We start from the raw sequence: 20,652 nt of genomic DNA, 5'->3' as shown, positions 1-20,652 counted from the left end.
TGTTCTTCGCGCAAGCGCTCATCTGTGTTCTCTGTTCTTCGCGCAAGCGCTCATCACCGCAACACCGCCAATCGCTTGCCCAGCCACCCGAACAGCAGCCCCATCGGCAACGTCAGGATCACGAACCCGACCGCGAAGATGCTGCCGACGACCAGCAGTGCCGAGGTGTTCTCCACCATCTCCTTCATCAGCAGCGCCGCCTCGGCCACCCCGATCGCCGAGGCGATGGTGGTGTTCTTGGTCAACGCGATCAGCACCGAACCCAACGGGATGATCACCGCGCGAAAGGCCTGTGGCAGCAAGATGATCCGCAGATTCTGGGAGAAGGTCAGGCCGAGTGACCGGGCCGCCTCGGCCTGACCGATCGGCACCGTATTGACCCCGGAGCGGATCGCCTCACACACGAATGCCGCTGTGTAGACCGCCAATCCGAGCACTGCCAACCGGAAGTTGCTGTCCACGATGGAGGTCGGCGACATCGGGTCGGTCAGCGTGATGTGCAGCGTGTTGGCCAGACCCAGCGAGCAGAACACCAGAATCAGGGTCAGCGGGGTGTTGCGCACCACGTTCACATACGTGGTGCCCAACCACCGCATCACCGGTACCGGCGACAACCGCATCGCCGCCAGCACGGTGCCCAGCAACAGTGCGCCGACCGCGGCGTACACCGTCAACTGGATGGTGACCCAGAACGCGGCATAGATCCGGTCCTGGTACTCACTGAAGATCTCCACGCCACCGCCTGCCGGCTACTTGTCGACGGTAGGCGGCTCGGGCGCAGTGATACCGGCGGGCCCGAGGTTCTTGTCGAAGGCTTCCTTCCAGGCGCCCTCGGACACCATCTTGGTGATCGCATCGTTGATCTTGGTGCGCAGTTCGGTGTCGTCCTTCTTCAGGCCGATGCCGTAACGCTCCTCGGAGAACGGCTCACCGACGATCTTGAAGGTGCCCGGTGTCTGGGCCGCGTACCCGGCCAGGATCACCTCGTCGGTGGTCACCGCGTCGATGGCGCCGGTCTTGAGTGCCTCGACGCACGCCGAGTAGGTGTCGTACTGCTGCAGCTGCACGCCCGGATACTTGTCCTTGATCCGCTGGGCCGGGGTGGAGCCGGTCACCGAGCACAGCTTCTTGTTGTTCTCCAGCGACTCCGCGCCGGTGATGTCGGTGTTGTCGGCGCGCACCAGCAGGCTCTGCCCGGTGATCAGATACGGCCCGGCGAAGTCCACCTTCTCCTTGCGGGCGTCGGTGATGGAGTACGTCGCGACGATGTAGTCCACCTGTCCGTTCTGGATCAGCGTCTCGCGCTGCCCGGACGGGGACTCCTTCCACTCGATCTGCTCGGGTGTGTAGCCGAGCTGCTCGGCGACGTAGGTCGCCACGTCCACGTCGAACCCGCTCACCGTGCCGTCCGGGTTCTTCAGCCCCAAGCCCGGCTGGTCGAACTTGGTGCCGATGGTGATCTTGTCGCTGTCATCGCCTCCGCCGCCGCAGGCGGCGAGGGACAGCGGCAGCGCCGCAGCCAGAATGGCGGCAGCGGCCACCCGAACGCGAAATGACATCACGTGCTCCTTCGATTCAGTGATTGAGAATCTTGCCGAGGAAATCCTTGGCACGGTCGGACTTGGGACTGCTGAAGAACTCTTCGGGTTCGGCGTCCTCGACGATCGCCCCATCCGACATGAACACCACGCGGTGCGAAGCGCGGCGGGCGAAGCCCATCTCGTGGGTCACCACCAGCATGGTCATGCCCTCGCCGGCCAGGTCGGTCATCACCGCCAGGACTTCCTTGATCATCTCCGGATCGAGGGCACTGGTCGGCTCGTCGAAGAGCATCACCTTCGGGTTCATCGCCAGCGACCGGGCGATCGCGACCCGCTGCTGCTGCCCGCCGGACAACTGCGCCGGGTACTTGTCGGCCTGATTGGCCACCCCCACCCGCTCCAGCAGGGTCATCGCCTCCGCGCGGGCCTTGTCCTTGGCCAGCTTGCGCACCTTGACTGGGGCGAGCATCACATTCTCGACGATTGTCTTGTGCGCGAACAGGTTGAACGACTGGAACACCATGCCCACATCGGAGCGCAGATGCGCGAGCCTGCGGCCCTCCTCGGGGAGCAGTTCGCCGTCGATGGAGATGGTGCCGGTGTCGATCGGCTCCAGCCGATTGATGGTGCGGCACAAGGTTGATTTGCCCGAGCCCGACGGGCCGAGCACCACGACGACCTGACCGCGGGGGACATCGAGATCGATATCCCGGAGCACGTGCAGATCACCGAAGTGCTTGTTGACAGCCTGTAGCGAGATCATCGGGACCGAGGCCGCGGTGGTCATGGGGAAAGACCCTACCCACGGAACGCTCGGAATGGTGCGTATCCACCTCCCCGTAACATGAACGTCGTGACTTCGATAGTGGCCGACGGTGCGTTGGGGGCCGAGCAGGGGACCCCCGGCGAGCCGCAACGCACCTATCAGGTCCGCACCTACGGATGCCAGATGAACGTGCACGACTCCGAGCGGCTGTCCGGGCTGCTGGACGCGGCCGGCTACCGGCGCGCCCCCGAGGGCGCCGACGCCGACATCGTGGTGTTCAACACCTGCGCCGTCCGGGAGAACGCGGACAACAAGCTCTACGGCAATCTGAGCCATCTGGCTCCCCGCAAGAGCACCGACCCGAACATGCAGATCGCCGTCGGCGGGTGCCTGGCACAGAAGGACCGTGAGACGGTTCTCAAGAAGGCGCCCTGGGTCGACGTGGTGTTCGGTACCCACAACATCGGTTCGTTGCCGGTGCTGCTGGAGCGCGCGCGCCACCAGCGTGAGGCCCAGGTCGAAATCGCCGAGACGCTGCAGGAGTTCCCCTCGGCGCTTCCGGCCTCACGCGAATCTGCTTATGCCGCTTGGGTTTCCATTTCGGTCGGCTGCAACAACACCTGCACGTTCTGCATCGTGCCCTCGCTGCGGGGCAAAGAGGTGGACCGCCGGCCCGGTGATGTCCTGGCCGAAGTGCAGACCCTGGTGGATCAGGGTGTGCTCGAAGTCACGCTGCTGGGCCAGAACGTGAACGCCTACGGCGTGTCGTTCGGCGACCGGGGTGCCTTCGCCGATCTGCTGCGGGCCTGCGGGACCATCGACGGCCTGGAGCGGGTCCGGTTCACCTCGCCGCACCCCGCCGAATTCACCGACGACGTCATCGAAGCCATGGCACAGACCCCGAATGTGTGCCCCACACTGCACATGCCGCTGCAGTCCGGTTCCGACCGCATCCTCAAGGCGATGCGCCGCTCCTACCGCGGGGAGAAGTTCCTGGGCATCCTCGACCGGGTCCGCACGGCGATCCCGGAGGCCGCGATCACCACCGACATCATCGTCGGTTTCCCGGGGGAGACCGAAGCGGACTTCCAGGCCACCCTCGACGTGGTGGCCCAGTCCCGCTTTGCGAGCGCCTTCACCTTCCAGTACTCCAAACGTCCCGGCACCCCGGCCGCTGTGCTCGCCGATCAGTTGCCCAAAGAGGTCGTCACCGAGCGTTATCAGCGGCTCATCGAGCTGCAAGAGCAGATCTCGTTGCAGGAGAACCAAGCTCAGGTGGGTCGACAGGTCGAACTGCTGGTGGCCGCGGGCGAGGGTCGCAAGGACGCCGCCACCGCGCGGATGTCCGGGCGTGCGCGCGACGGCCGGCTGGTGCACTTCACCGCCGGTGACGCCGAAGTCCGCCCCGGCGACATCGTCACCACCACGGTGACCCGGGCGGCCCCGCACTTCCTGGTCGCCGACGGCCCGGTGGCTACGCATCGCCGGACCCGGGCCGGCGACGCGCACACCGCCGGGCTTCGTCCGGTGACCGGCGTCGGGCTGGGTATACCGGGCATCGGCGCACCGCCGGCCGCCCCCGTGACACAGGGATGTGGGTTGTGAACGCCAAGGATCAGAACGGCTTTGATCAGTTCAAGGACGATATCGAGGACGTCGAACGCCGCGTCGCCTCCGAGATCGACCCCGGCGCACGGGCGCTGGTGGTGGCGATCCTGGTGTTCGTCGTGCTGCTGTCGTTCCTGCTGCCGCACACCGGGTCCGCCCGCGGGCTCGACGTACTGGTCGGCACCGATGCCGCGACCGCCGACGGCATCTCGCTGCCGTCGCGGGTGTTCGTCTGGCTGGCCCTGGTGTTCAGCATCGGGTTCTCGATCCTGGCGCTGCTGACACGGCGCTGGGCGCTGGCCTGGATCGCCCTGGCCGGCACCACGGTGGCCTGCCCGGCGGGCATGCTCGCGGTGTGGTCACGCCAGACCGCCGGTGAAGGGATGCCCGGTCCGGGCATCGGGCTGATCATCGGCTGGATCGGTGTGCTGCTGCTGGCGTTCCACTGGGCCCGGGTGGTCTGGTCGCGCACCGCGCTGCAGCTGGCCGCCGAGGCGGAGCGTCGTCAGGCCATCGCCGAGCGGCGGCCCAGAACGGTCCTGGACAACACGTTTCCCGACGACCGGGGCGACGACCCGAACTAGCGCTTCTTGGTGACCGCCTCCGCGGCGGTCTCCGCCCACTCCCGCCACTGCGCGGCACTGGCCCGGGCAGCCTCGGCGTCCTTGGTCTTCCCCGCGGCCTCGGCCTTCTCGGCCTGGCGTTCGAACTGCTCGGCCCGCTCCCGGAACTGATCGGCACGCGCCTGCGCCTCGGCGTCGGGCTGGTTCGCGGTCCCCGCCTCGCGGACCTTCTTCTCCACCGCGCGCAACCGGCGTTCCAGGTCGGCGGATTTCTCGCGCGGCACCTTGCCGATGGCGTCCCATTTGTCGCCGATCGTGCGCAACGCCGCCTGGGCGGCTTTCGGGTCGGCGATGTCGATGCGTTCGGCCTCGGCCAGCAGCTTCTCCTTGGCCACGGCGTTGGCCTCGAACTCGGCGTCCCGTTCCGCGTTGATGGCGTTGCGCGCCTCGAAGAAGGTGTCCTGCGCCGCCTTGAACCGCGCCCACAGCGCGTCGTCGACATCCTTGGCGGCCCGGCCGGCCGCCTTCCACTGCGCCAGCAGATCCCGGAAGGTGGCCGCAGTGCCCGACCAGTCGGTGGACCCGCTGAGCTGCTCGGCCTTCTCGCACAGGGCTTCCTTGGCCTGCCGGGCCCCGACCCGCTCGCGATCCAGTTCCGCGAAATGTGACCCGCGGCGCCGGTTGAACGTCTCCCGGGCCGCCGAATACCGCTTCCACAGTGCGTCATCGGTCTTGCGGTCCAGACCGGTGATGGTGCGCCATTCGTCGAGAATCGCGCGCAACCGGTCGCCGGCGGCCTTCCACTGGCCGGTCGCCTGGGCGATTTCCTCGGCCTCGGCGGCCAGCGCCTCCTTGCGGGCGGTCTGGGCGGCGCGGTGCTCGTCACGGCGCGCCCGCTCCTCGGCGGCCGCGTCGTCGGCGTGCTCGACGATGGCGGTGAGGCGCTGTTCGACGGCGTCGACATCGCCGAGCACCGCGGCGGCCGGCAACGTCTCCAGCAGCGCCGACGCGGCGGACTTGATCTTGCGGGCGTCACCGCTGCCCGAGGCCAGCCGGGTCTCCAGCAGCGCCACCTCGGTGGCCAGGTCGTCATAGCGGCGGCCGAAGTGGGCGAACGCGGCTTCGGCGTCCCCTGCCTGCCAGGACCCGATGATCCGCTCGCCGGCCGCGGTGATCAGCACCACGGTGCCGTCCGCCTCCACGCGGCCGAACCGGTGCGGGTCCACCGAGGGCGGGACCGCGACAGCCGGAGCGGCGGCCGCTGCCGGGCGGGGATGGGGTGCGGGACGCGGGCCCGGGCGGGGAGCCGGTTTGGGGGTGGGCTTGGGCGTTGCCGGGGCCTGCTGTGCCGACGCCCCGGTGGTCTCGCCGGACCCTGGTTCGTTGCTGGTCATCTTCGTTCCTCACCCCTCCGCGCGGGCTGACCCACGCACCTGCCGCGCGACGCGGCGCCCAATAGCTTCCGTCGCTATTCAAGCAGGTCGCCTCGCGCCGTGCGCACAGCTTCGCGATGCGTGGTGTGCCGCGGTTGCGATCGGAGCCCATTTACCGGCACCCTCGGGGCCCGGACCGGTTGCATGGCCTTCGAGGGAGAACGGGTTGGACAAGGCGGATATCGCCGCGCTGTTGGCGCTCGGCGCTGCGCTTTTCGTCGCCATGGGCGACGTCATCCACCAGCGCAGCGCGCACGAGGTGACCGATCAGCCGGTCGGGCACCTGCAGCTGTTCGCGCAGCTGCTGCGCGACCGGATGTGGTGGCTCGGCAGCCTGGTCTCGGCGGTCGGATTCGGCCTGCAGGCCGCGGCGTTGGGGCTGGGATCGGTACTGCTGGTCCAGGCCCTGCTGGTGACCTCGCTGCTGTTCGCGCTGCCGCTCAACGCCCGCGCCAACCACCATCGGGTGAGCCGGTTCGAATGGACGTGGGCGGTGCTGCTGGCGGCTTCGGTGGTGGTCATCGTGACCGTCGGCAACCCCACCGCCGGGCAGGCGCGGGCCGGGTCGGAGGTCTGGCTGGGGGTCGCGGCGGTCCTGGGCCCGGCGTTGGTGCTGTGCGTGATCGGCGCCCGCGTGCTCAGCGGCAGCAAGGCGAGTGCGATCCTGCTGGCGTGCGTCTCGGGTGCGCTCTGGGGTCTGTTCGCGATCCTGACCAAAGGGGTGGTCGACCGGCTGGGCAACGGGATCTGGGCGGTGCTGACCGCCCCGGAGCTCTACGCCTGGGCACTTGTCGCGGTGGCCGGCACCGCCTATCAGCAGGCCGCGTTCCGGGCCGGGTCGATGACCGCCTCGCTGCCGACGATGACCGTCGTCGAGCCGGTGGTCGCCTCGGTGCTGGGCGTGGTGGTGCTCGGCGAGACGCTGCGGCCCGGCGAGTCCGGCTGGATCACCCTGGCGGTGGCGTTCACCGTGATGGTGGTCGCCACGCTGGCACTGGCGCGCGGGGAGGCGGGCTGGGCCGCGGAGCCCGATGCCGACAAGGCGATAGCGTGAAGGCGTGTTGGCGGCCATTGCACTGATTCCCTCGGCGCCGGTGCTGGTGCCCGAACTCGCCGGTGCGGCGGCGGCCGAGGTCGCGGATCTGCGTGCGGCCGTGCTCGCCGCGGCGGCGCTGCTGCCGGCGCGCTGGATCGCCGTCGGGGCCGGCCCGCAGGACGCGAACATCGGCGAGCACACGGTCGGCACCTTCGCCGGCTACGGCGTCGACGTCCCGGTCCGGTTGTCTCCGGAGGCCACCGGGCCGGTCACCGAGCTGCCGTTGTGCGCGCTGATGGCGGGCTGGGTGCGTGCGCAGGTGGCTCCGGCGGCCGTCGTCGACGTCTGCGCCTACCGGGCCGAGCACGGCGCGGACACCGCCCTGGCCTGCGGACGCGCGTTACGCGCCGAGATCGATGCGACGGGCGAGCCGGTCGGGGTGCTGGTGGTCGCCGACGGCTGCAACACGCTGACCGCCTCGGCGCCCGGCGGGTACGACCCCGATGCGGCAGCCGTGCAGGATGCCCTGGACGACGCGCTGGCCACCGGTGACGCCGCGGCCCTGGCCGATCTCCCGGCCCAGGTGGTGGGCCGGGTGGCCTATCAGGTGCTGGCCGGGCTGTGTGCCCACGCCTCGGCCGAGCAGCTCTACCGGGGTGCGCCCTACGGCGTCGGCTATTTCGCGGGTACCTGGCGCCCGTGACCGCGGACGTGCGTCCCGTCGCCGTCATCGGCCCGACGGGGACCGGGAAGTCGGCGTTGGCGCTGACCCTGGCCGAGCGCCTGGGCGGGGAGATCGTCAACGCCGACGCCATGCAGTTCTACCGCGGCATGGACATCGGGACCGCCAAACTGGCCCCCGAGCAGCGCCGCGGCGTACCGCACCACCAGCTCGACGTGCTCGACGTCACCGAGAACGCCTCGGTCGCGCGGTATCAGGAGAACGCGGCCGCCGACATCGAGGCGATCATGGCCCGCGGTGCCGTCCCGCTGATCGTGGGCGGATCCATGCTCTACATCCAGTCGCTGCTGGACCAGTGGTCGTTCCCGGCGACCGACCCGGCGGTCCGGGCCCGCTGGGAGGCCCGGCTCGCCGAGGTCGGCGTCGCCGCCCTGCACGCCGAGCTGACCCGGGTCGACCCCGCCGCCGGCGCGGCGATCCTGGACACCGATGGCCGCCGCATCGTGCGTGCGTTGGAGGTCGTGGAGATCACCGGGCAACCGTTCGCTGCATCGGCGCCGCGCATCGGCACCCCGCGCTGGGACACCACGATCATCGGGTTGGACTGGGAGACCGCCGTTCTCGATGAACGGCTGGCGCGACGCACCGACGGCATGTTCGACGACGGCCTGGTCGAGGAGGTGACCGGCCTGATCGGGCGTGGCCTGCGTGACGGCGTCACGGCGGCCCGCGCGCTCGGCTACGCCCAGGTGCTGGCCGCGCTCGACGCCGGCGACGACCCGGACAACGCGGCGGCCCGGTCCGCGACGTTCATCGGCACCCGCCGGTACGTGCGCCGGCAGCGGTCCTGGTTCCGCCGGGATCACCGGGTGCACTGGCTCGACGGATCGGCGTCGGACCTGGCCGATGCCGCGCTGCGTATCCTGGACAGGTGAAATCCGGCATTGCCTTCGCGAAGGGTCACGGCACGCAGAACGACTTCGTCGTGCTGCCCGACCCCGACGCCGCACTCGTGCTGACCCCCGACTGGGTCGCCGCACTGTGCGACCGCCGCCGCGGGCTGGGTGCCGACGGCGTGCTGCGGGTGACGACGGCCGGTGCCGCCGCCGCGGCCGGGGTATTCGCCGAGCTGCCCGAGGGGGTGGCCGCGACGGACTGGTACATGGACTACCGCAATGCCGACGGGTCGATCGCGCAGATGTGCGGTAACGGCGTCCGGGTGTTCGCGCACTACCTGCGGGCTTCCGGGATGGAGAGCCGCGACGAGTTCGTGGTCGGCTCACTGGCCGGCCCGCGGCCGGTGGTGTTGCACGGGTTCAGCGCCGATGAGCCCACCCACGTCGAGGTCACCGTCGACATGGGCAAGGCCAACCGGCTCGGTGTCGGTTCGGCCGTGGTGGGCGGGCGCACCTTCACCGGACTCGGCGTCGACGTCGGCAACCCGCACCTGGCCTGTGTGACCGAGCTGAGCGCGGCCGAACTCGCGGCCCTCGACGTCGCCGCACCGGTGACCTTCGACCCCGCGCAGTTCCCCGACGGTGTCAACGTGGAAGTGGTGGCGGTGCTCTCCGCTGACGCCGTCGACATGCGCGTCCACGAACGCGGGGTCGGCGAAACCCGTTCCTGCGGAACAGGAACCGTGGCTGCCGCGCTGGCCGCCCTGGCACACGCGGGGCGGGACACCGGAACCCTGGCGGTGCGGATCCCCGGCGGTGAGGTCACCGTCACCATCACCGAGGCGACCAGCTACCTGCGCGGGCCGTCGGTGCTCGTCGCGCGTGGCGAGCTGGCAGGAAATTATTCGGGTGCATGACCGCGGGTCTGCATGCCACCATCGAAAGCACATATGACTGAACCTGATTACATTCCGAGCACCGGCGAACTGGCGCTCGAGGACCGCGCGGCACTGCGCCGGGTGGCCGGGCTGTCCACCGAACTCACCGACATCTCCGAGGTCGAATACCGCCAGCTCCGCCTGGAGCGGGTGGTGCTCGTCGGAGTGTGGACCGAGGGCACCGCGGCCGACGTCGACGCGAGCATGGCCGAACTCGCGGCGCTGGCCGAGACCGCCGGCTCGGAGGTGCTCGAGGGCGTGGTGCAGCGCCGCGACAAACCGGACGCCTCGACCTACATCGGCTCCGGCAAGGCCATCGAACTGCGCGACATCGTTACCGCCACCGGCGCGGACACCGTCATCTGCGACGGTGAGCTCAGCCCCGCCCAGCTCAACTCGCTGGAGAAGGTGGTCAAGGTCAAGGTCATCGACCGGACCGCGCTGATCCTGGACATCTTCGCCCAGCACGCCACCTCCGCCGAGGGCAAGGCGCAGGTGGCCTACGCGCAGATGGAATACATGCTGCCCCGGCTGCGCGGCTGGGGTGAGTCGATGTCACGCCAGGGCGGCGGCGCCGGAGGCAGCAGCGGCGGGGTGGGTACCCGCGGTCCGGGTGAGACCAAGATCGAGACCGATCGCCGCCGGATCCGCGAGCGGATGTCCAAACTGCGCCGCGAGATCAAGGAGATGAAGAAGATCCGCGACACCCAGCGGGGCAGCCGGCGACGCAGTGAGGTGCCGCAGCTGGCCATCGTGGGTTACACCAACGCGGGCAAGTCGAGTCTGCTCAACGCGCTGACCGGCGCCGGTGTGCTGGTGGAGAACGCGCTGTTCGCCACGCTGGAGCCGACCACCCGGCGCGGGCAGTTCGAGGACGGCCGGCCGTTCGTGCTCACCGACACGGTGGGCTTCGTGCGGCATCTGCCGACTCAGCTGGTGGAGGCCTTCCGCTCGACGCTGGAGGAGGTCGCCGACGCCGAACTGCTCATCCACGTGGTGGATGGCTCGGATGTGAATCCGCTGGCCCAGATCACCGCGGTCCGCCAGGTCGTCAACGACGTCGTCACCGAGTACGGGATCGCGCCGCCGCCGGAACTGTTGGTGGTCAACAAGATCGACGCGGCGGGTGATCTGGCGCTGGCACAGCTGCGCCGGGCTCTGCCGGATGCGGTCTTCGTATCCGCGCACACCGGTGAGGGACTCGATCAGCTGCGCACCCGGTTGATGGAGCTGGTGGAACCGACCGACGCCTTCGTCGATGTGACGGTGCCGTACGACCGCGGGGATCTGGTGGCCCGGGTGCACTCCGAAGGCCGTATCGAGGACACCGAGCACACCGAACGCGGCACCAAGATCACCGCGCGGGTGCCGGTGCCGCTGGCGGCCAGCCTGCGCGAGTTCAGCAACTGGTAGTAGCCCGGGCAGGCGCACCGTCTCCCGAATCCCCCGGATTTCAAGGGGCGATGCGCCTGCCCGCGCGGGTCAGGCGGCCTTATCCGCGCGGTCGGCCGCCGAGGAATCCGACCCTGAGGGATCCGGCCCGGTGTCCTCGGTGGCTTTGGCGTACCCGGCGTCCCCGGAGTGTTCGCTGTCCTTCGTGTCCCCGGTCGGCTCGGCGGTGACCTCGGATTCCGTCTCGCCATCCGAGCCGGCCTCCGTGTCCGTGTCGGCGTCGGTGGTCTCGCCGGAATCCGCAGGCTCCGATGCGAGCCGGGAGTCGGTCCGCCCGCTCAGCACGCTGCGCGGGGCATCCCGTGCCTCGCGCAGCGCGGCGCGTTTCTCGGCGCGGGTCGGCTCGGCCGGGGCGGTCGCATCGAGGTCGGCTCCGGTGGGAACGAGAGTGGGAGTGGGCGTGGGCGCTACCTCAACCTCGTCGGTATCGGGGGACACTGCCGGCCGCGTGCCGAACGCGTCGCGGAATCCCTGGCCCAGCGCCTTGACCACGTCCCCGGCCAGGGTGATCGGATTGATCCGCGGGATGAGCCGGAACGGTGCGGGCACGCCGTAACTCAGCGACCGGTCATAGCCGGTCTCGATCAGCACTTCCAGCACCGGGCTGAGCAACGTGACGATCGGTTTGATCAGGAAACCGGTGCCGGTGGCGTTGGCGAACTCCAGGAACGGGCGCACGATTGGCAGCGTCTTGGTCGGGATGGTGATGTAGCGGGTGTCGCCGTGGTCCTGCCAGTTGTCCTCGTCGGCGAGTTGTTCGGCCAACTCCTCGGGGGTGTAGCCGTCGGGCAGCTCACCGGGATCGCTGTTCGCATTCGGGGCGAGATAGGTGCCGTGCACATACCAGAACCCGGCGATCGCATTCAGCACGGCGAGCGCATTGAGCGGATACAGCGGGAAATCGGCGACGCCGTCATAGCGGAACGCGATATCGGTGGCACAGATGTGATCACAGGTGTCGGTCGGGGCGGGCAGCCCGAACGTGGCGTCCAGGATCGGCACGTGCCCCAGGAAGGCCAGCCGCTCGAACAGCCCGCCGTTGGGTCGGTTGGCGTTGCCGATCATCACGAAGGACAGGTAGGTCTGGTCCTCGGGGAGATAGGCGAGATTGCGTTTCTCGCGGCTGACGATGTTGCCGCCCTGCGAATACCCGAACAGGATGACCGGCGTGTTCGGCGGATTCTGGGCCACGGTGTTCACCAGCGTGGAATTCAGATTTGCCAACCCCTCGCCGGTCGACACATCCCATTTGGCACCGCTCAGTCCGCCCCAGCCGGGCAGCGGTATGGGCCAGAACTGGGCCGGGTAGTCGATGCCCTGCAGCGCGCAGTCGTTCGCCTCAGTGCAGTCCGGATTGAACGGCGCGATGTAGTAATCGCGGGCGTTCTCCAGATAGTCGCCGACGATGTTGGCGTTCGGTGTGCCGGTGCCCGGGACGATGAGCGCGGTGGCGGCCAGCGCCACGGCCAACGACAGCGTCGAGGCGATGGTGATGACGACCGCTGCCAGCAGGGCCGACACGGTTGTGATCGATGTGCGTGCGATCTGAGCGATACGCATTCTTCGGATCGTCGCACCGCACGGCTTGACGGGCGGGTAAACCGCCGAATTGAAAGTAGAATCTCATTCTAATATTGTCGGTGGACCGAACGGAGGGAGCGTCAGATGGGCTTACGGGGTGAGGCCGCGATCGTCGGTTTCCACGAGCTACCCGCCACGCGTAGGCCGACCGGCACACCGGAGTTCATCATCGAACAGTGGGCCCGGCTGGCCGCCGCCGCGGTGGTCGACGCGGGCCTGTCGGTGGACCAGGTCGACGGACTGGTGACCACGGGGGTCTTCGAATCCGAGCTCTTCGTACCGTCCACCGTCGCGGAGTACCTCGGTCTGGCCGTCAACTTCGCCGAATACGTGGACCTCGGCGGGGCCAGTGGCGCGGCCATGGTGTGGCGTGCTGCGGCCGCCATCGAACTCGGCATCTGCCAGGCCGTGTTGTGCGCTATCCCGGCCAACTACCTCACCCCGATGCACGAACAGCGCCCGCCGAACATGGGCGACGCCGTGCACTTCGGCGCCTCCAGCTACCGGTACGGTTCCCCGCAGGCGGAGTTCGAGATTCCCTACGGCTATCTCGGGCAGAACGGCCCGTACGCGCAGGTCGCCCAGATGTACGGCGCCGCATACGGATACGACGAAGCCGCGATGGCCAAGATCGTCGTGGACCAACGGGTCAACGCCAATCACACGCCGGGCGCGGTGTTCGAGGACAAGCCGCTGAGCATCGCCGATGTGCTGGACAGTCCGATCATCGCCTCACCGCTGCACATGCTGGAGATCGTGATGCCCTGCATGGGTGGTTCGGCGGTTTTGGTCACCAACGCCGACCTGGCCCGCAGGAGTCGCAACCGGCCGGTCTGGATCAAGGGATTCGGTGAGCGGGTGCCCTACAAGTCACCGGTGTACGCCGCCGACCCGTTGCAGACCCCGATGGTGAAGGTCGCCGATTCGGCCTTCACGATGGCGGGCACCCGGCCCGCCGACATGGACATGGTCTCGATCTACGACTGCTACACGATCACCGCGCTGCTCACCCTCGAAGACGCCGGCTTCTGTGAGAAAGGGAAGGGCATGCAGTTCGTCACCGACCACGACCTGACGTTCCGCGGTGACTTCCCGATGAACACCGCGGGCGGCCAACTCGGGTACGGCCAACCCGGCAACGCCGGTGGCATGCACCATGTCTGCGACGCCACCCGGCAGCTGATGGGCCGTGCCGGGATGACCCAGATCGCCGACTGCAACCGGGCATTCGTCTCCGGCAACGGTGGCGTGCTCAGCGAACAAGAAGCACTCGTGCTGGAGGGGGACTGATGACCGACCCGACTGCCCGGCCAGTTCCCCTGCCGACCCCCACCTCGGCGCCGTACTGGGACGGGCTGCGCCGCGGGGAGGTATGGATCCAGTTCTCCCCGTCCCTGGACGCCTACGTGTTCTACCCGCGGGTGCTGGCCCCGGGCACCCTCGCCGACGACCTGCAATGGCGCCAGATCTCCGGCGCAGCCACACTGGTCAGCTTCGCCGCGGCGCAGCGCCCGGTGGCACCGCAGTTCGCCGACGCGGTGCCTCAGCTGCTCGCCGTCGTGCAATGGCAGGAGGGGCCGCGGCTGGCCACCGAACTCGTCGATATCGACCCGGACGAGCTGCGCATCGGGATGGCGCTGACCCCGGTGTTCGTCGAGCATCCCGAGGCCGATATCACCCTGCTGCACTACACCGCTGCCCGATAGGAGACCGGCACCGTGGTTGTCGCGCTGACCGACGAACAACTTCAACTCACCGAGTCGATGGCCGGTTTCGCAAAACGCCACGGCGGCCTCGACCTCACCCGGTCCCAGTTCGACGAGATCGCCGCGGGCCGCCGGCCCGACTTCTGGGACGCGCTGGTCGGGCAGGGGCTGCACGCCGTGCATCTGCCCGAGCACCTAGGCGGGCAGGGCGGCACCGCGGCCGAGGCCGCTTGCGTCATCGACGCCGCCGGTCACAGTCTGCTGCCCGGGCCCCTGCTGCCCACCGTCATCGCCGGTGCGGTGCTGGCCGGCGGGGCCGGCGGACCCGCCGCCGACGGTGTGCTGCGGGCGCTGGCCGCCGGCCGGACCGCGACGCTGGTGCTCCCGGCCGACGGCGAGATCCGTGCCACCGCAACCGAGACCGGTTGGCAGCTCAGCGGAACCGCCGGTCCGCAACTCGGGCTGGGCGCCGCGGAGACGATCCTGCTCGGCGCCAGAACCGAAGCGGGACAGCCGCTCTGGTTCGCGCTGCAGGCTGACACCCCGGGGCTCACCGTTCGGGCGCAGACTCCGACGGACCTGACCCGCGACGTCGGCACGCTGGAATGCCACGGCGTCGCGGTCGCCCAGACCGACGCGCTCGCCGGAATCGACGAAACGACCGCAGCCGGCACCGCGGTCGGGCTCATCGCGGCCGAGGCGGCCGGGATCGCGCGCTGGTGCGTCGACAACGTGGTCGCCTACCTGAAGGTCCGCGAACAGTTCGGCCGCCCCATCGGATCGTTCCAGGCGCTGCAGCACAAGGCCGCGATGCTGTTCATCAACAGCGAGCTGGCCGCCGCATCGGCGTGGGACGCGGTGCGCGGTGCGGACCGCTCGACCCAGCAGCAGCACATCGCCGCCGCCGGGGCCGCGGTCACGGCGATCGGCAGGCTGCCGGAACTGGTGGTCGATGCGCTGACCATGTTCGGTGCGATCGGCTACACCTGGGAGCACGACCTGCATCTGTACTGGAAACGTGCCATCAGTCTGGCCGCCGCCATCGGTCCGGTGGCGAATTGGGCACGGGCACTGGGCGATCCGGACCTGCCCGGACGTGATTTCACCATCGAGCTCACCGAGGTCGAACCGGAGTTCCGGGCGCAGATCGCCGCCGCGCTGGACAACGCCGCACGGCTGCGCAACGACACCCCGGGGCGGCAGAACCCGGAGTACGCCGAGTACTGGACGGGGCCGCAACGCACCGCGCTCGCCGATGCCGGGCTGGTCGCGCCGCACCTGCCCGCCCCGTGCGGACTCGCGGCGACACCGGCCCAGCAGCTGATCATCGACGAGGAGTTCGACAGGCGGCCCCATCTGGTCCGGCCGTCACTGGGCATCTCGGAATGGATCCTGCCCACGGTGCTGGCCGCGGGCACCGACGAGCAGCGCGCACGGTTCGCGGTGCCGACGATGCGCGGTGAGATCGGTTGGTGCCAGCTGTTCTCCGAACCCGGCGCCGGCTCGGATCTGGCGGCGCTGGCAACGCGGGCGACGAAGGTCGACGGTGGCTGGCGGATCAACGGCCAGAAGGTCTGGACCTCCTCGGCGCAGCGCGCCGACTGGGGTGCCCTGTTGGCGCGCACCGATCCGGATGCGAAGAAACACAAGGGGATCGGATACTTCCTCGTCGACATGACGAGCCCGGGTATCAGGGTGTCGCCGCTGCGCACCGCCAGCGGCGACGAGCACTTCAACGAGGTCTTCTTCGATGACGTGTTCGTGCCCGACGCCATGCTGGTGGGTGAACCCACCGCGGGCTGGTCGCACGCGCTGGCCACCATGGCCAACGAGCGGGTGGCGATCGGGGCCTACATCAAACAGGACAAGGAACGTGAGCTGCGTGCCCTGGCCGGGCGGGCCGGACCGCAGGACGCGCAGTTGCGCGTCGCCCTCGGCGAGGTGCGGGCGGCCACCAATGCCATCGGCGCGCTCGCGGTACGCGACACCCTCGGCCGGCTGGCCGGGCACGGTCCCGGACCGGCGTCGAGCATCGGCAAGGTGGGGACCGCGCTGCTGGTACGCCGGGTGACCGCCGATGCGCTCGCGTTCAGCGGGCGCGCGGCGATGGTGGGCGGCGGTGAACAGCCCGCGGTGGCGCAGAGTCTGATGATGCCCGCCGAGGTCATCGGTGGCGGCACCATCGAGATCCAGCTGAACATCATCGCCACGATGATCCTCGGCCTGCCGAGGACCTGAGCCGGCCATGACCGAGTTGCCCGGTTACAAGCAGGCCCGCCGGTCACAGATCGTGGCTGCGGCGCAGGCCCTGCTCAAGGCCCAGGACTACGACCAGATCCAGATGCGCGACGTCGCCGATGCCGCCGACGTCGCGCTGGGCACGCTCTACCGCTACTTCACCTCCAAGGAGCACGTCTACGCGGCGGTGCTGATGGACTGGGCCCAGCCGGTTTTCGACACCGCCACCGCCGACACCCGGCCCGCGGAACGCCGGGTCCGGGAGAAGGTACGCGGCATCATCGCCAGTTTCGAGCGCCGCCCGGCCTTCTTCAAGGTGTGCATGCTGTTGCAGAACTCCACCGACGCCAACGCCGAGGCGCTGATGGAACAGTTCGCCGCCGTCGCCCAGCGGACGTTGGCCGCGGACTTCGCTGCGCTGGGGCCGCAGGAATCGGTCGACACCGCGATGATGGCCTGGGGCATCATCAGCACCATGCTCTCCGGGGCGATCCTGCACGGTCACCCGATCGCCGACGCCTACCGGGTGGTGGAGGCATTCGTCGACCTGGTGGCGCCGCGGCTGAACTGACGGATCACCGGCGGTTCGTGGGCGCGTACCGGCGGCACCGGGCTTGTGAACTTCTCCACCTGCACCAGCACATGCGCGCCGGTGCAGCCACGGGCCAGCGACGAGGTGCCCACATCGGCGGTCAGCACGTTCGGATTGCCGTGCACGCACATCGAATTCGGGTCGGCGGGATCCAGCGGGTCGAACCACGCCCCGGTGGACAGCTGCACCACCTGCGGGCGCACCCGCTCGTCGATCACCACCCCGGCCAGGCAGGCACCGCGGTCGTTGAACACCCGGACCACCTCGCCGTCGGCCAGACCCCGGTGCGCGGCGTCGGCCGGGTGGATCCGGATCGGTTCGCGGCCGGACACCTTGGACTTCCGGCTGACCGCGCCGCCGTCGAGCTGACTGTGCAGCCTGCTGGCCGGCTGGTTGGCGATCAGATGCAGCGGATAGGTCTGTGCGCGTTCGCCGCCCAGCCATTCGGTGGGCTCGAACCAGGCCGGGTGGCCCAGACAGTCGTCGTAGCCGAAGCCGTCGATATCGGCGGAGAAGATCTCGATGCGCCCGCTCGGGGTGTTCAGCCGGTGCGTGTAGGGGTCGGCACGGAACTCGGCCAACAGCGTCAACCCGGGCTCGGTGGGCAACCGCAGCGCGCCGTCGGCCCAGAACTGGTCGAAGGACGGCACCGCGAAATCGATACCGGCCGACCACTTCTCGTACATGTGCACCAGCCATTGCCGGGCGGTGCGGCCCTCGGTGAACTGCGCCCCCACGCCGAGCCGCTCGGCCAGCGCCGCGAAGGTGGCGTAGTCGTCCTGCGATTGGGCGTACGGCGGTGCCAGCGCCGGCATGGCCGTCAGCATCGGATCGTTACGTGACCCGGAGAAGTCCTCGCGCTCGTAGGCGGTGGTGGAGGGCACCACGATGTCGGCATGCTTGGCCATCGCCGTCCAGTACGGGTCGTGCACGACGACGGTGTCCGGCCGGGCCAGCGCACGGCGGAGCCGGGGCAGATTCTGGTGGTGGTGGAACGGGTTGCCGCCGGCCCAGTACACCAGCCGGATGTCCGGGAACGTGAGCCGCAGGCCGTTGTAGTCGTACTCCCGGCCGGGGTGCAGCAGCATGTCGGACACCGCGGCCACCGGGATGAACGTCGACACCGGGTTGGGACCCTGCGGCAGGACGGGCAGCCGGTGCCGCAGCGGTGCCAGCCCGGGCTCGTTCATCGAGCCGTACCCGTGCCCGAAACCGCCGCCGGGCAGCCCGATCTGGCCCAGCATGGCGGCCAGCGTCAGGCCCATCCAGGGTGCTTGCTCACCGTGCCGGGTGCGCTGCAGAGACCAGCTGACGGTGACCAGGGTGCGACCGGCCGCCATTCGCCGGGCCAGCGCGGTGATGTCCTCGCTCGCCATGCCGCTGATCGCGGCCGCCCACGATGCCGACTTGGGCACACCGTCGTCGGTGCCGAGCAGATAGCGCTCGAAGCGGTCGTAGCCGATGCAGTAGGTGTCCAGGAAGTCCCGGTCGGCCAGCCCCTCGGTGGCCAGCACGTGAGCCAACCCGAGCATGATCGCCACATCGGTGCCAGGGACGGGTGCGTGCCATTCGTATTCGCCGTGCACGTCGTCGCGCAGCGGGGAGAAGGACACGATCGCCCCGCCCCGGTCCCGGAACCGGTCCAACGCGGCGCGGGCCGGATGGGCCGTGGTGCCGCCGTGGTTGATCCCGGTGTTCTTGCACGCGATACCGCCGAAGGCGACGAGCAGGTCGGTGTGCTCGACGATGACGTCCCATGCGGTGGAGCGTTTGAACAGATCGTCGTGGGTGCCGACGACCCGGGGCATGATCGCGCCGGTGGCGCCCAGGCTGTAGGAGTGCCGGGACGAGGTATATCCGCCGAGCAGTTTGAGGAACCGGTGCACCTGGCTCTGGGCGTGATGGAACCGGCCGGCGCTGGCCCAGCCGTAGGAGCCGCCGTAGATCGCCTCGTTCCCGTGGGTGTCGATCACCCGGCGGAGTTCACCGGCCAGCAGTTCGGTGAGCTCATCCCAGGACACCGCGACGAACTCGTCGGAGCCGCGCTTGTCGCTGGGCCCGGGCCCGTGATCCAACCAGCCCCGGCGCACCGCCGGTCCGGCGATCCGGGCGCGGTCCCGCAGGGAACCGGGAAGGTTGCCCAGCAGAGGGGACGGGTCGGTGTCACCGTCGGCCGGGGTGACCGAGACGATGTCCCCGTCGCGGACCTCGGCGCTGAAGGCACCCCAATGGGCGAGGCTGCTGCGCGACATCCCACCGATCCTAGGGCGGCCCGCCCGTCGGCCGACCAACCATCGGGTTGAGATATCTTGGCGCCGTCACCTGAACCCAGTACCGGAGGTATCACCATGGGCGTCGTCAAATTCGATCGCACCCTGTTCGAGCCCGAGCACGAATTGTTCCGGGAGTCCTACCGCGCCTTCCTGGAACGTCACGCCGCGCCGTTCCAGGAGGAATGGGAGAAGGCCAAGATCGTCGACCGCGCGGTCTGGCGCGAGGCCGGTAAGCAGGGATTTCTGGGTATGGCGGTGCCCGAGGAGTATGGCGGCGGGGGCAATCCGGATTTCCGGTACAACGTCGTCGTCACCGAGGAGACCGTCGCGGGGCGGCACAGCGGGCTGGGTTTCACCCTGCAGAACGACGTCATCGCCCCCTACCTGATCGAACTGGCCGACGAGGAACAGAAGCGTCGCTGGCTGCCCGGGTTCTGCAGCGGCGAACTGATCACGGCGATCGCAATGACCGAACCGGGTACCGGTAGTGACTTGCAGGGGATCAAGACCCGCGCGGTCCGCGAGGGCGACCACTACATCCTGAACGGCTCCAAGACCTTCATCACCAACGGCATTCACGCCGACCTGGTCATCGTGGTGGCGTGCACCGACCCGGACAAGGGCGCGCAGGGATTCAGTCTGCTGGTCGTCGAGCGCGGCATGTCCGGCTTCGAACGTGGTCGGCACCTGGACAAGATCGGCCTGGAGGCACAGGACACCGCGGAACTGTCCTTCACCGACGTGGCGGTGCCCGTCGAGAACCTGCTCGGTGAGGAGGGGATGGGCTTCGTGTATCTGATGCAGAACCTGCCCCAGGAACGCATCAGTATCGCGGTGATGGCCGCGGCCGCGATGGAATCCACCCTGGAGCAGACGCTGCAGTACGCCAAGGAACGCAAGGCGTTCGGCAGGCCCATCGGCAGCTTCCAGAACAACCGGTTCATGCTCGCCGAGCTCGCGACCGAGGCCACCGCCGTGCGGATCATGGTCGACGAGTTCATCCGATTGCACCTGGACCGCAAGCTGTCCGTCGACCAGGCGGCCATGGCGAAGTGGTACAGCACCGAGGCGCAGGTGCGCTTGGTGGACCGCTGTCTGCAGCTGCACGGCGGCTACGGTTACATGCGGGAATACCCGATTGCACGGGCATTCCTCGACTCACGGATCCAGACCATTTACGGCGGCACGACCGAGATCATGAAAGAGATCATCGGCCGCGGCCTGGGGGTATGACAGCCCCGACACGCTTAACCGCAGGTGGCGGATATCCCACGAGTTAGAGGTCAACTGAAGCAGAGTTGACGAACACGCTACTTTCGTGTGGTTTGTCCGACTTCGGGAGGGACC

18 protein-coding genes are annotated in these 20,652 nt (G+C 69.0%); 12 read left to right on the top strand and 6 right to left on the bottom strand.

Annotated features, from left to right (window positions below):
• Positions 1-53 precede the first annotated feature (53 nt).
• Genes V4U86_RS16320 through V4U86_RS16310 form a run of 3 tightly spaced genes read right to left on the bottom strand, consistent with a single transcriptional unit; the run spans position 54 to position 2,304 of the window.
• Complete coding sequence (locus tag V4U86_RS16320; RefSeq protein ID WP_395307002.1) at positions 54-734, bottom strand: amino acid ABC transporter permease; 681 nt, start codon at positions 732-734, stop codon at positions 54-56.
• Positions 735-749: 15 nt separating this feature from the next.
• Positions 750-1,559 carry a glutamate ABC transporter substrate-binding protein gene (locus V4U86_RS16315; protein WP_395307001.1) on the bottom strand — a complete coding sequence of 270 codons (810 nt, stop codon included), beginning with the start codon at positions 1,557-1,559 and terminating at the stop codon, positions 750-752.
• A 16-nt stretch (positions 1,560-1,575) separates the two neighbouring features.
• Entirely contained in the window at positions 1,576-2,304 is a 729-nt protein-coding gene (locus V4U86_RS16310) for an amino acid ABC transporter ATP-binding protein (protein WP_395312079.1), read from the bottom strand.
• An 81-nt stretch (positions 2,305-2,385) separates the two neighbouring features.
• Between V4U86_RS16310 and miaB the strand changes: the two genes are divergently transcribed.
• Positions 2,386-3,912: a tRNA (N6-isopentenyl adenosine(37)-C2)-methylthiotransferase MiaB gene (miaB, locus tag V4U86_RS16305; RefSeq protein ID WP_395307000.1), complete on the top strand. Its 1,527-nt coding sequence runs from the start codon at positions 2,386-2,388 to the stop codon at positions 3,910-3,912.
• Complete coding sequence (locus tag V4U86_RS16300; protein WP_395306999.1) at positions 3,900-4,499, top strand: Rv2732c family membrane protein; 600 nt, start codon at positions 3,900-3,902, stop codon at positions 4,497-4,499. The genes miaB and V4U86_RS16300 overlap by 13 nt, the downstream gene beginning before the upstream one ends.
• On the opposite strand, the gene V4U86_RS16295 is transcribed toward V4U86_RS16300, so the two are convergent.
• Positions 4,496-5,872 (bottom strand): DUF349 domain-containing protein, encoded by a 1,377-nt coding sequence (locus tag V4U86_RS16295; RefSeq protein ID WP_395306998.1) that lies wholly within the window; start codon positions 5,870-5,872, stop codon positions 4,496-4,498. The genes V4U86_RS16300 and V4U86_RS16295 overlap by 4 nt on opposite strands.
• A 205-nt stretch (positions 5,873-6,077) precedes the next feature.
• On the opposite strand from V4U86_RS16295, the gene V4U86_RS16290 reads away from it, so the two are divergent.
• From V4U86_RS16290 to hflX, 5 genes are read left to right on the top strand one after another with little or no spacing between them, the layout of a single operon-like run.
• Entirely contained in the window at positions 6,078-6,965 is an 888-nt protein-coding gene (locus V4U86_RS16290) for a DMT family transporter (RefSeq protein WP_395306997.1), read from the top strand.
• A 4-nt stretch (positions 6,966-6,969) separates the two neighbouring features.
• Positions 6,970-7,650, top strand: a complete 681-nt coding sequence (locus tag V4U86_RS16285; protein WP_395306996.1) for a hypothetical protein — start codon at positions 6,970-6,972, stop codon at positions 7,648-7,650.
• Positions 7,651-7,658: 8 nt separating this feature from the next.
• Entirely contained in the window at positions 7,659-8,564 is a 906-nt protein-coding gene (miaA, locus tag V4U86_RS16280) for a tRNA (adenosine(37)-N6)-dimethylallyltransferase MiaA (RefSeq protein ID WP_395312078.1), read from the top strand.
• Between the two features lie 8 nt (positions 8,565-8,572).
• Complete coding sequence (gene dapF, locus V4U86_RS16275) at positions 8,573-9,442, top strand: diaminopimelate epimerase (protein WP_395312077.1); 870 nt, start codon at positions 8,573-8,575, stop codon at positions 9,440-9,442.
• A 33-nt stretch (positions 9,443-9,475) separates the two neighbouring features.
• A complete protein-coding gene (gene hflX / locus V4U86_RS16270; protein ID WP_395306995.1) occupies positions 9,476-10,876 on the top strand; it encodes a GTPase HflX in 1,401 nt (466 codons plus the stop codon).
• Positions 10,877-10,945: 69 nt separating this feature from the next.
• On the opposite strand, the gene V4U86_RS16265 is transcribed toward hflX, so the two are convergent.
• The gene (locus V4U86_RS16265; RefSeq protein WP_395306994.1) at positions 10,946-12,475 is read right to left on the bottom strand and encodes a PE-PPE domain-containing protein; all 1,530 of its coding nucleotides are present in this window, start codon (positions 12,473-12,475) and stop codon (positions 10,946-10,948) included.
• Positions 12,476-12,580: 105 nt separating this feature from the next.
• On the opposite strand from V4U86_RS16265, the gene V4U86_RS16260 reads away from it, so the two are divergent.
• The 4 genes from V4U86_RS16260 to V4U86_RS16245 are packed head-to-tail and all read left to right on the top strand — an operon-like array spanning position 12,581 to position 17,011.
• Positions 12,581-13,786 (top strand): thiolase family protein, encoded by a 1,206-nt coding sequence (locus V4U86_RS16260; RefSeq protein WP_395306993.1) that lies wholly within the window; start codon positions 12,581-12,583, stop codon positions 13,784-13,786.
• Positions 13,786-14,202: a Zn-ribbon domain-containing OB-fold protein gene (locus V4U86_RS16255; protein WP_395306992.1), complete on the top strand. Its 417-nt coding sequence runs from the start codon at positions 13,786-13,788 to the stop codon at positions 14,200-14,202. The genes V4U86_RS16260 and V4U86_RS16255 overlap by 1 nt, the downstream gene beginning before the upstream one ends.
• A gap of 12 nt (positions 14,203-14,214) precedes the next feature.
• The gene (locus V4U86_RS16250) at positions 14,215-16,440 is read left to right on the top strand and encodes an acyl-CoA dehydrogenase family protein (RefSeq protein ID WP_395306991.1); all 2,226 of its coding nucleotides are present in this window, start codon (positions 14,215-14,217) and stop codon (positions 16,438-16,440) included.
• Positions 16,441-16,447: 7 nt separating this feature from the next.
• Complete coding sequence (locus V4U86_RS16245; protein ID WP_395306990.1) at positions 16,448-17,011, top strand: TetR/AcrR family transcriptional regulator; 564 nt, start codon at positions 16,448-16,450, stop codon at positions 17,009-17,011.
• On the opposite strand, the gene V4U86_RS16240 is transcribed toward V4U86_RS16245, so the two are convergent.
• The gene (locus tag V4U86_RS16240) at positions 16,960-19,284 is read right to left on the bottom strand and encodes a molybdopterin guanine dinucleotide-containing S/N-oxide reductase (protein WP_395306989.1); all 2,325 of its coding nucleotides are present in this window, start codon (positions 19,282-19,284) and stop codon (positions 16,960-16,962) included. The two genes, V4U86_RS16245 and V4U86_RS16240, sit on opposite strands and share 52 nt — an antisense overlap.
• Positions 19,285-19,380: 96 nt before the next feature.
• Between V4U86_RS16240 and V4U86_RS16235 the strand changes: the two genes are divergently transcribed.
• Positions 19,381-20,538: an acyl-CoA dehydrogenase family protein gene (locus V4U86_RS16235; protein WP_395306988.1), complete on the top strand. Its 1,158-nt coding sequence runs from the start codon at positions 19,381-19,383 to the stop codon at positions 20,536-20,538.
• Positions 20,539-20,652 lie beyond the last annotated feature (114 nt).

This window comes from Mycobacterium sp. AMU20-3851, assembly GCF_043974665.1.
Taxonomy (GTDB): Bacteria; Actinomycetota; Actinomycetes; order Mycobacteriales; family Mycobacteriaceae; genus Mycobacterium.
The sequence above is the reverse complement of the archived record's forward strand: the minus strand, read 5'-3'. Positions and strand labels throughout refer to the sequence as shown.

Bases quoted from the DNA above. Each gene is read 5' to 3' on its own strand.
- V4U86_RS16315 (WP_395307001.1), bottom strand. From the start codon at position 1,559: ATGTCATTTCGCGTTCGGGTGGCCGCTGCCGCCATTCTGGCTGCGGCG.
- V4U86_RS16300 (WP_395306999.1), top strand. From the start codon at position 3,900: ATGTGGGTTGTGAACGCCAAGGATCAGAACGGCTTTGATCAGTTCAAG.
- V4U86_RS16260 (WP_395306993.1), top strand. From the start codon at position 12,581: ATGGGCTTACGGGGTGAGGCCGCGATCGTCGGTTTCCACGAGCTACCC.
- V4U86_RS16245 (WP_395306990.1), top strand. From the start codon at position 16,448: ATGACCGAGTTGCCCGGTTACAAGCAGGCCCGCCGGTCACAGATCGTG.
- V4U86_RS16295 (WP_395306998.1), bottom strand. From the start codon at position 5,872: ATGACCAGCAACGAACCAGGGTCCGGCGAGACCACCGGGGCGTCGGCA.
- V4U86_RS16235 (WP_395306988.1), top strand. From the start codon at position 19,381: ATGGGCGTCGTCAAATTCGATCGCACCCTGTTCGAGCCCGAGCACGAA.
- V4U86_RS16265 (WP_395306994.1), bottom strand. From the start codon at position 12,475: ATGCGTATCGCTCAGATCGCACGCACATCGATCACAACCGTGTCGGCC.
- V4U86_RS16240 (WP_395306989.1), bottom strand. From the start codon at position 19,284: ATGTCGCGCAGCAGCCTCGCCCATTGGGGTGCCTTCAGCGCCGAGGTC.
- V4U86_RS16310 (WP_395312079.1), bottom strand. From the start codon at position 2,304: ATGATCTCGCTACAGGCTGTCAACAAGCACTTCGGTGATCTGCACGTG.
- miaB (WP_395307000.1), top strand. From the start codon at position 2,386: ATGAACGTCGTGACTTCGATAGTGGCCGACGGTGCGTTGGGGGCCGAG.
- hflX (WP_395306995.1), top strand. From the start codon at position 9,476: ATGACTGAACCTGATTACATTCCGAGCACCGGCGAACTGGCGCTCGAG.
- V4U86_RS16255 (WP_395306992.1), top strand. From the start codon at position 13,786: ATGACCGACCCGACTGCCCGGCCAGTTCCCCTGCCGACCCCCACCTCG.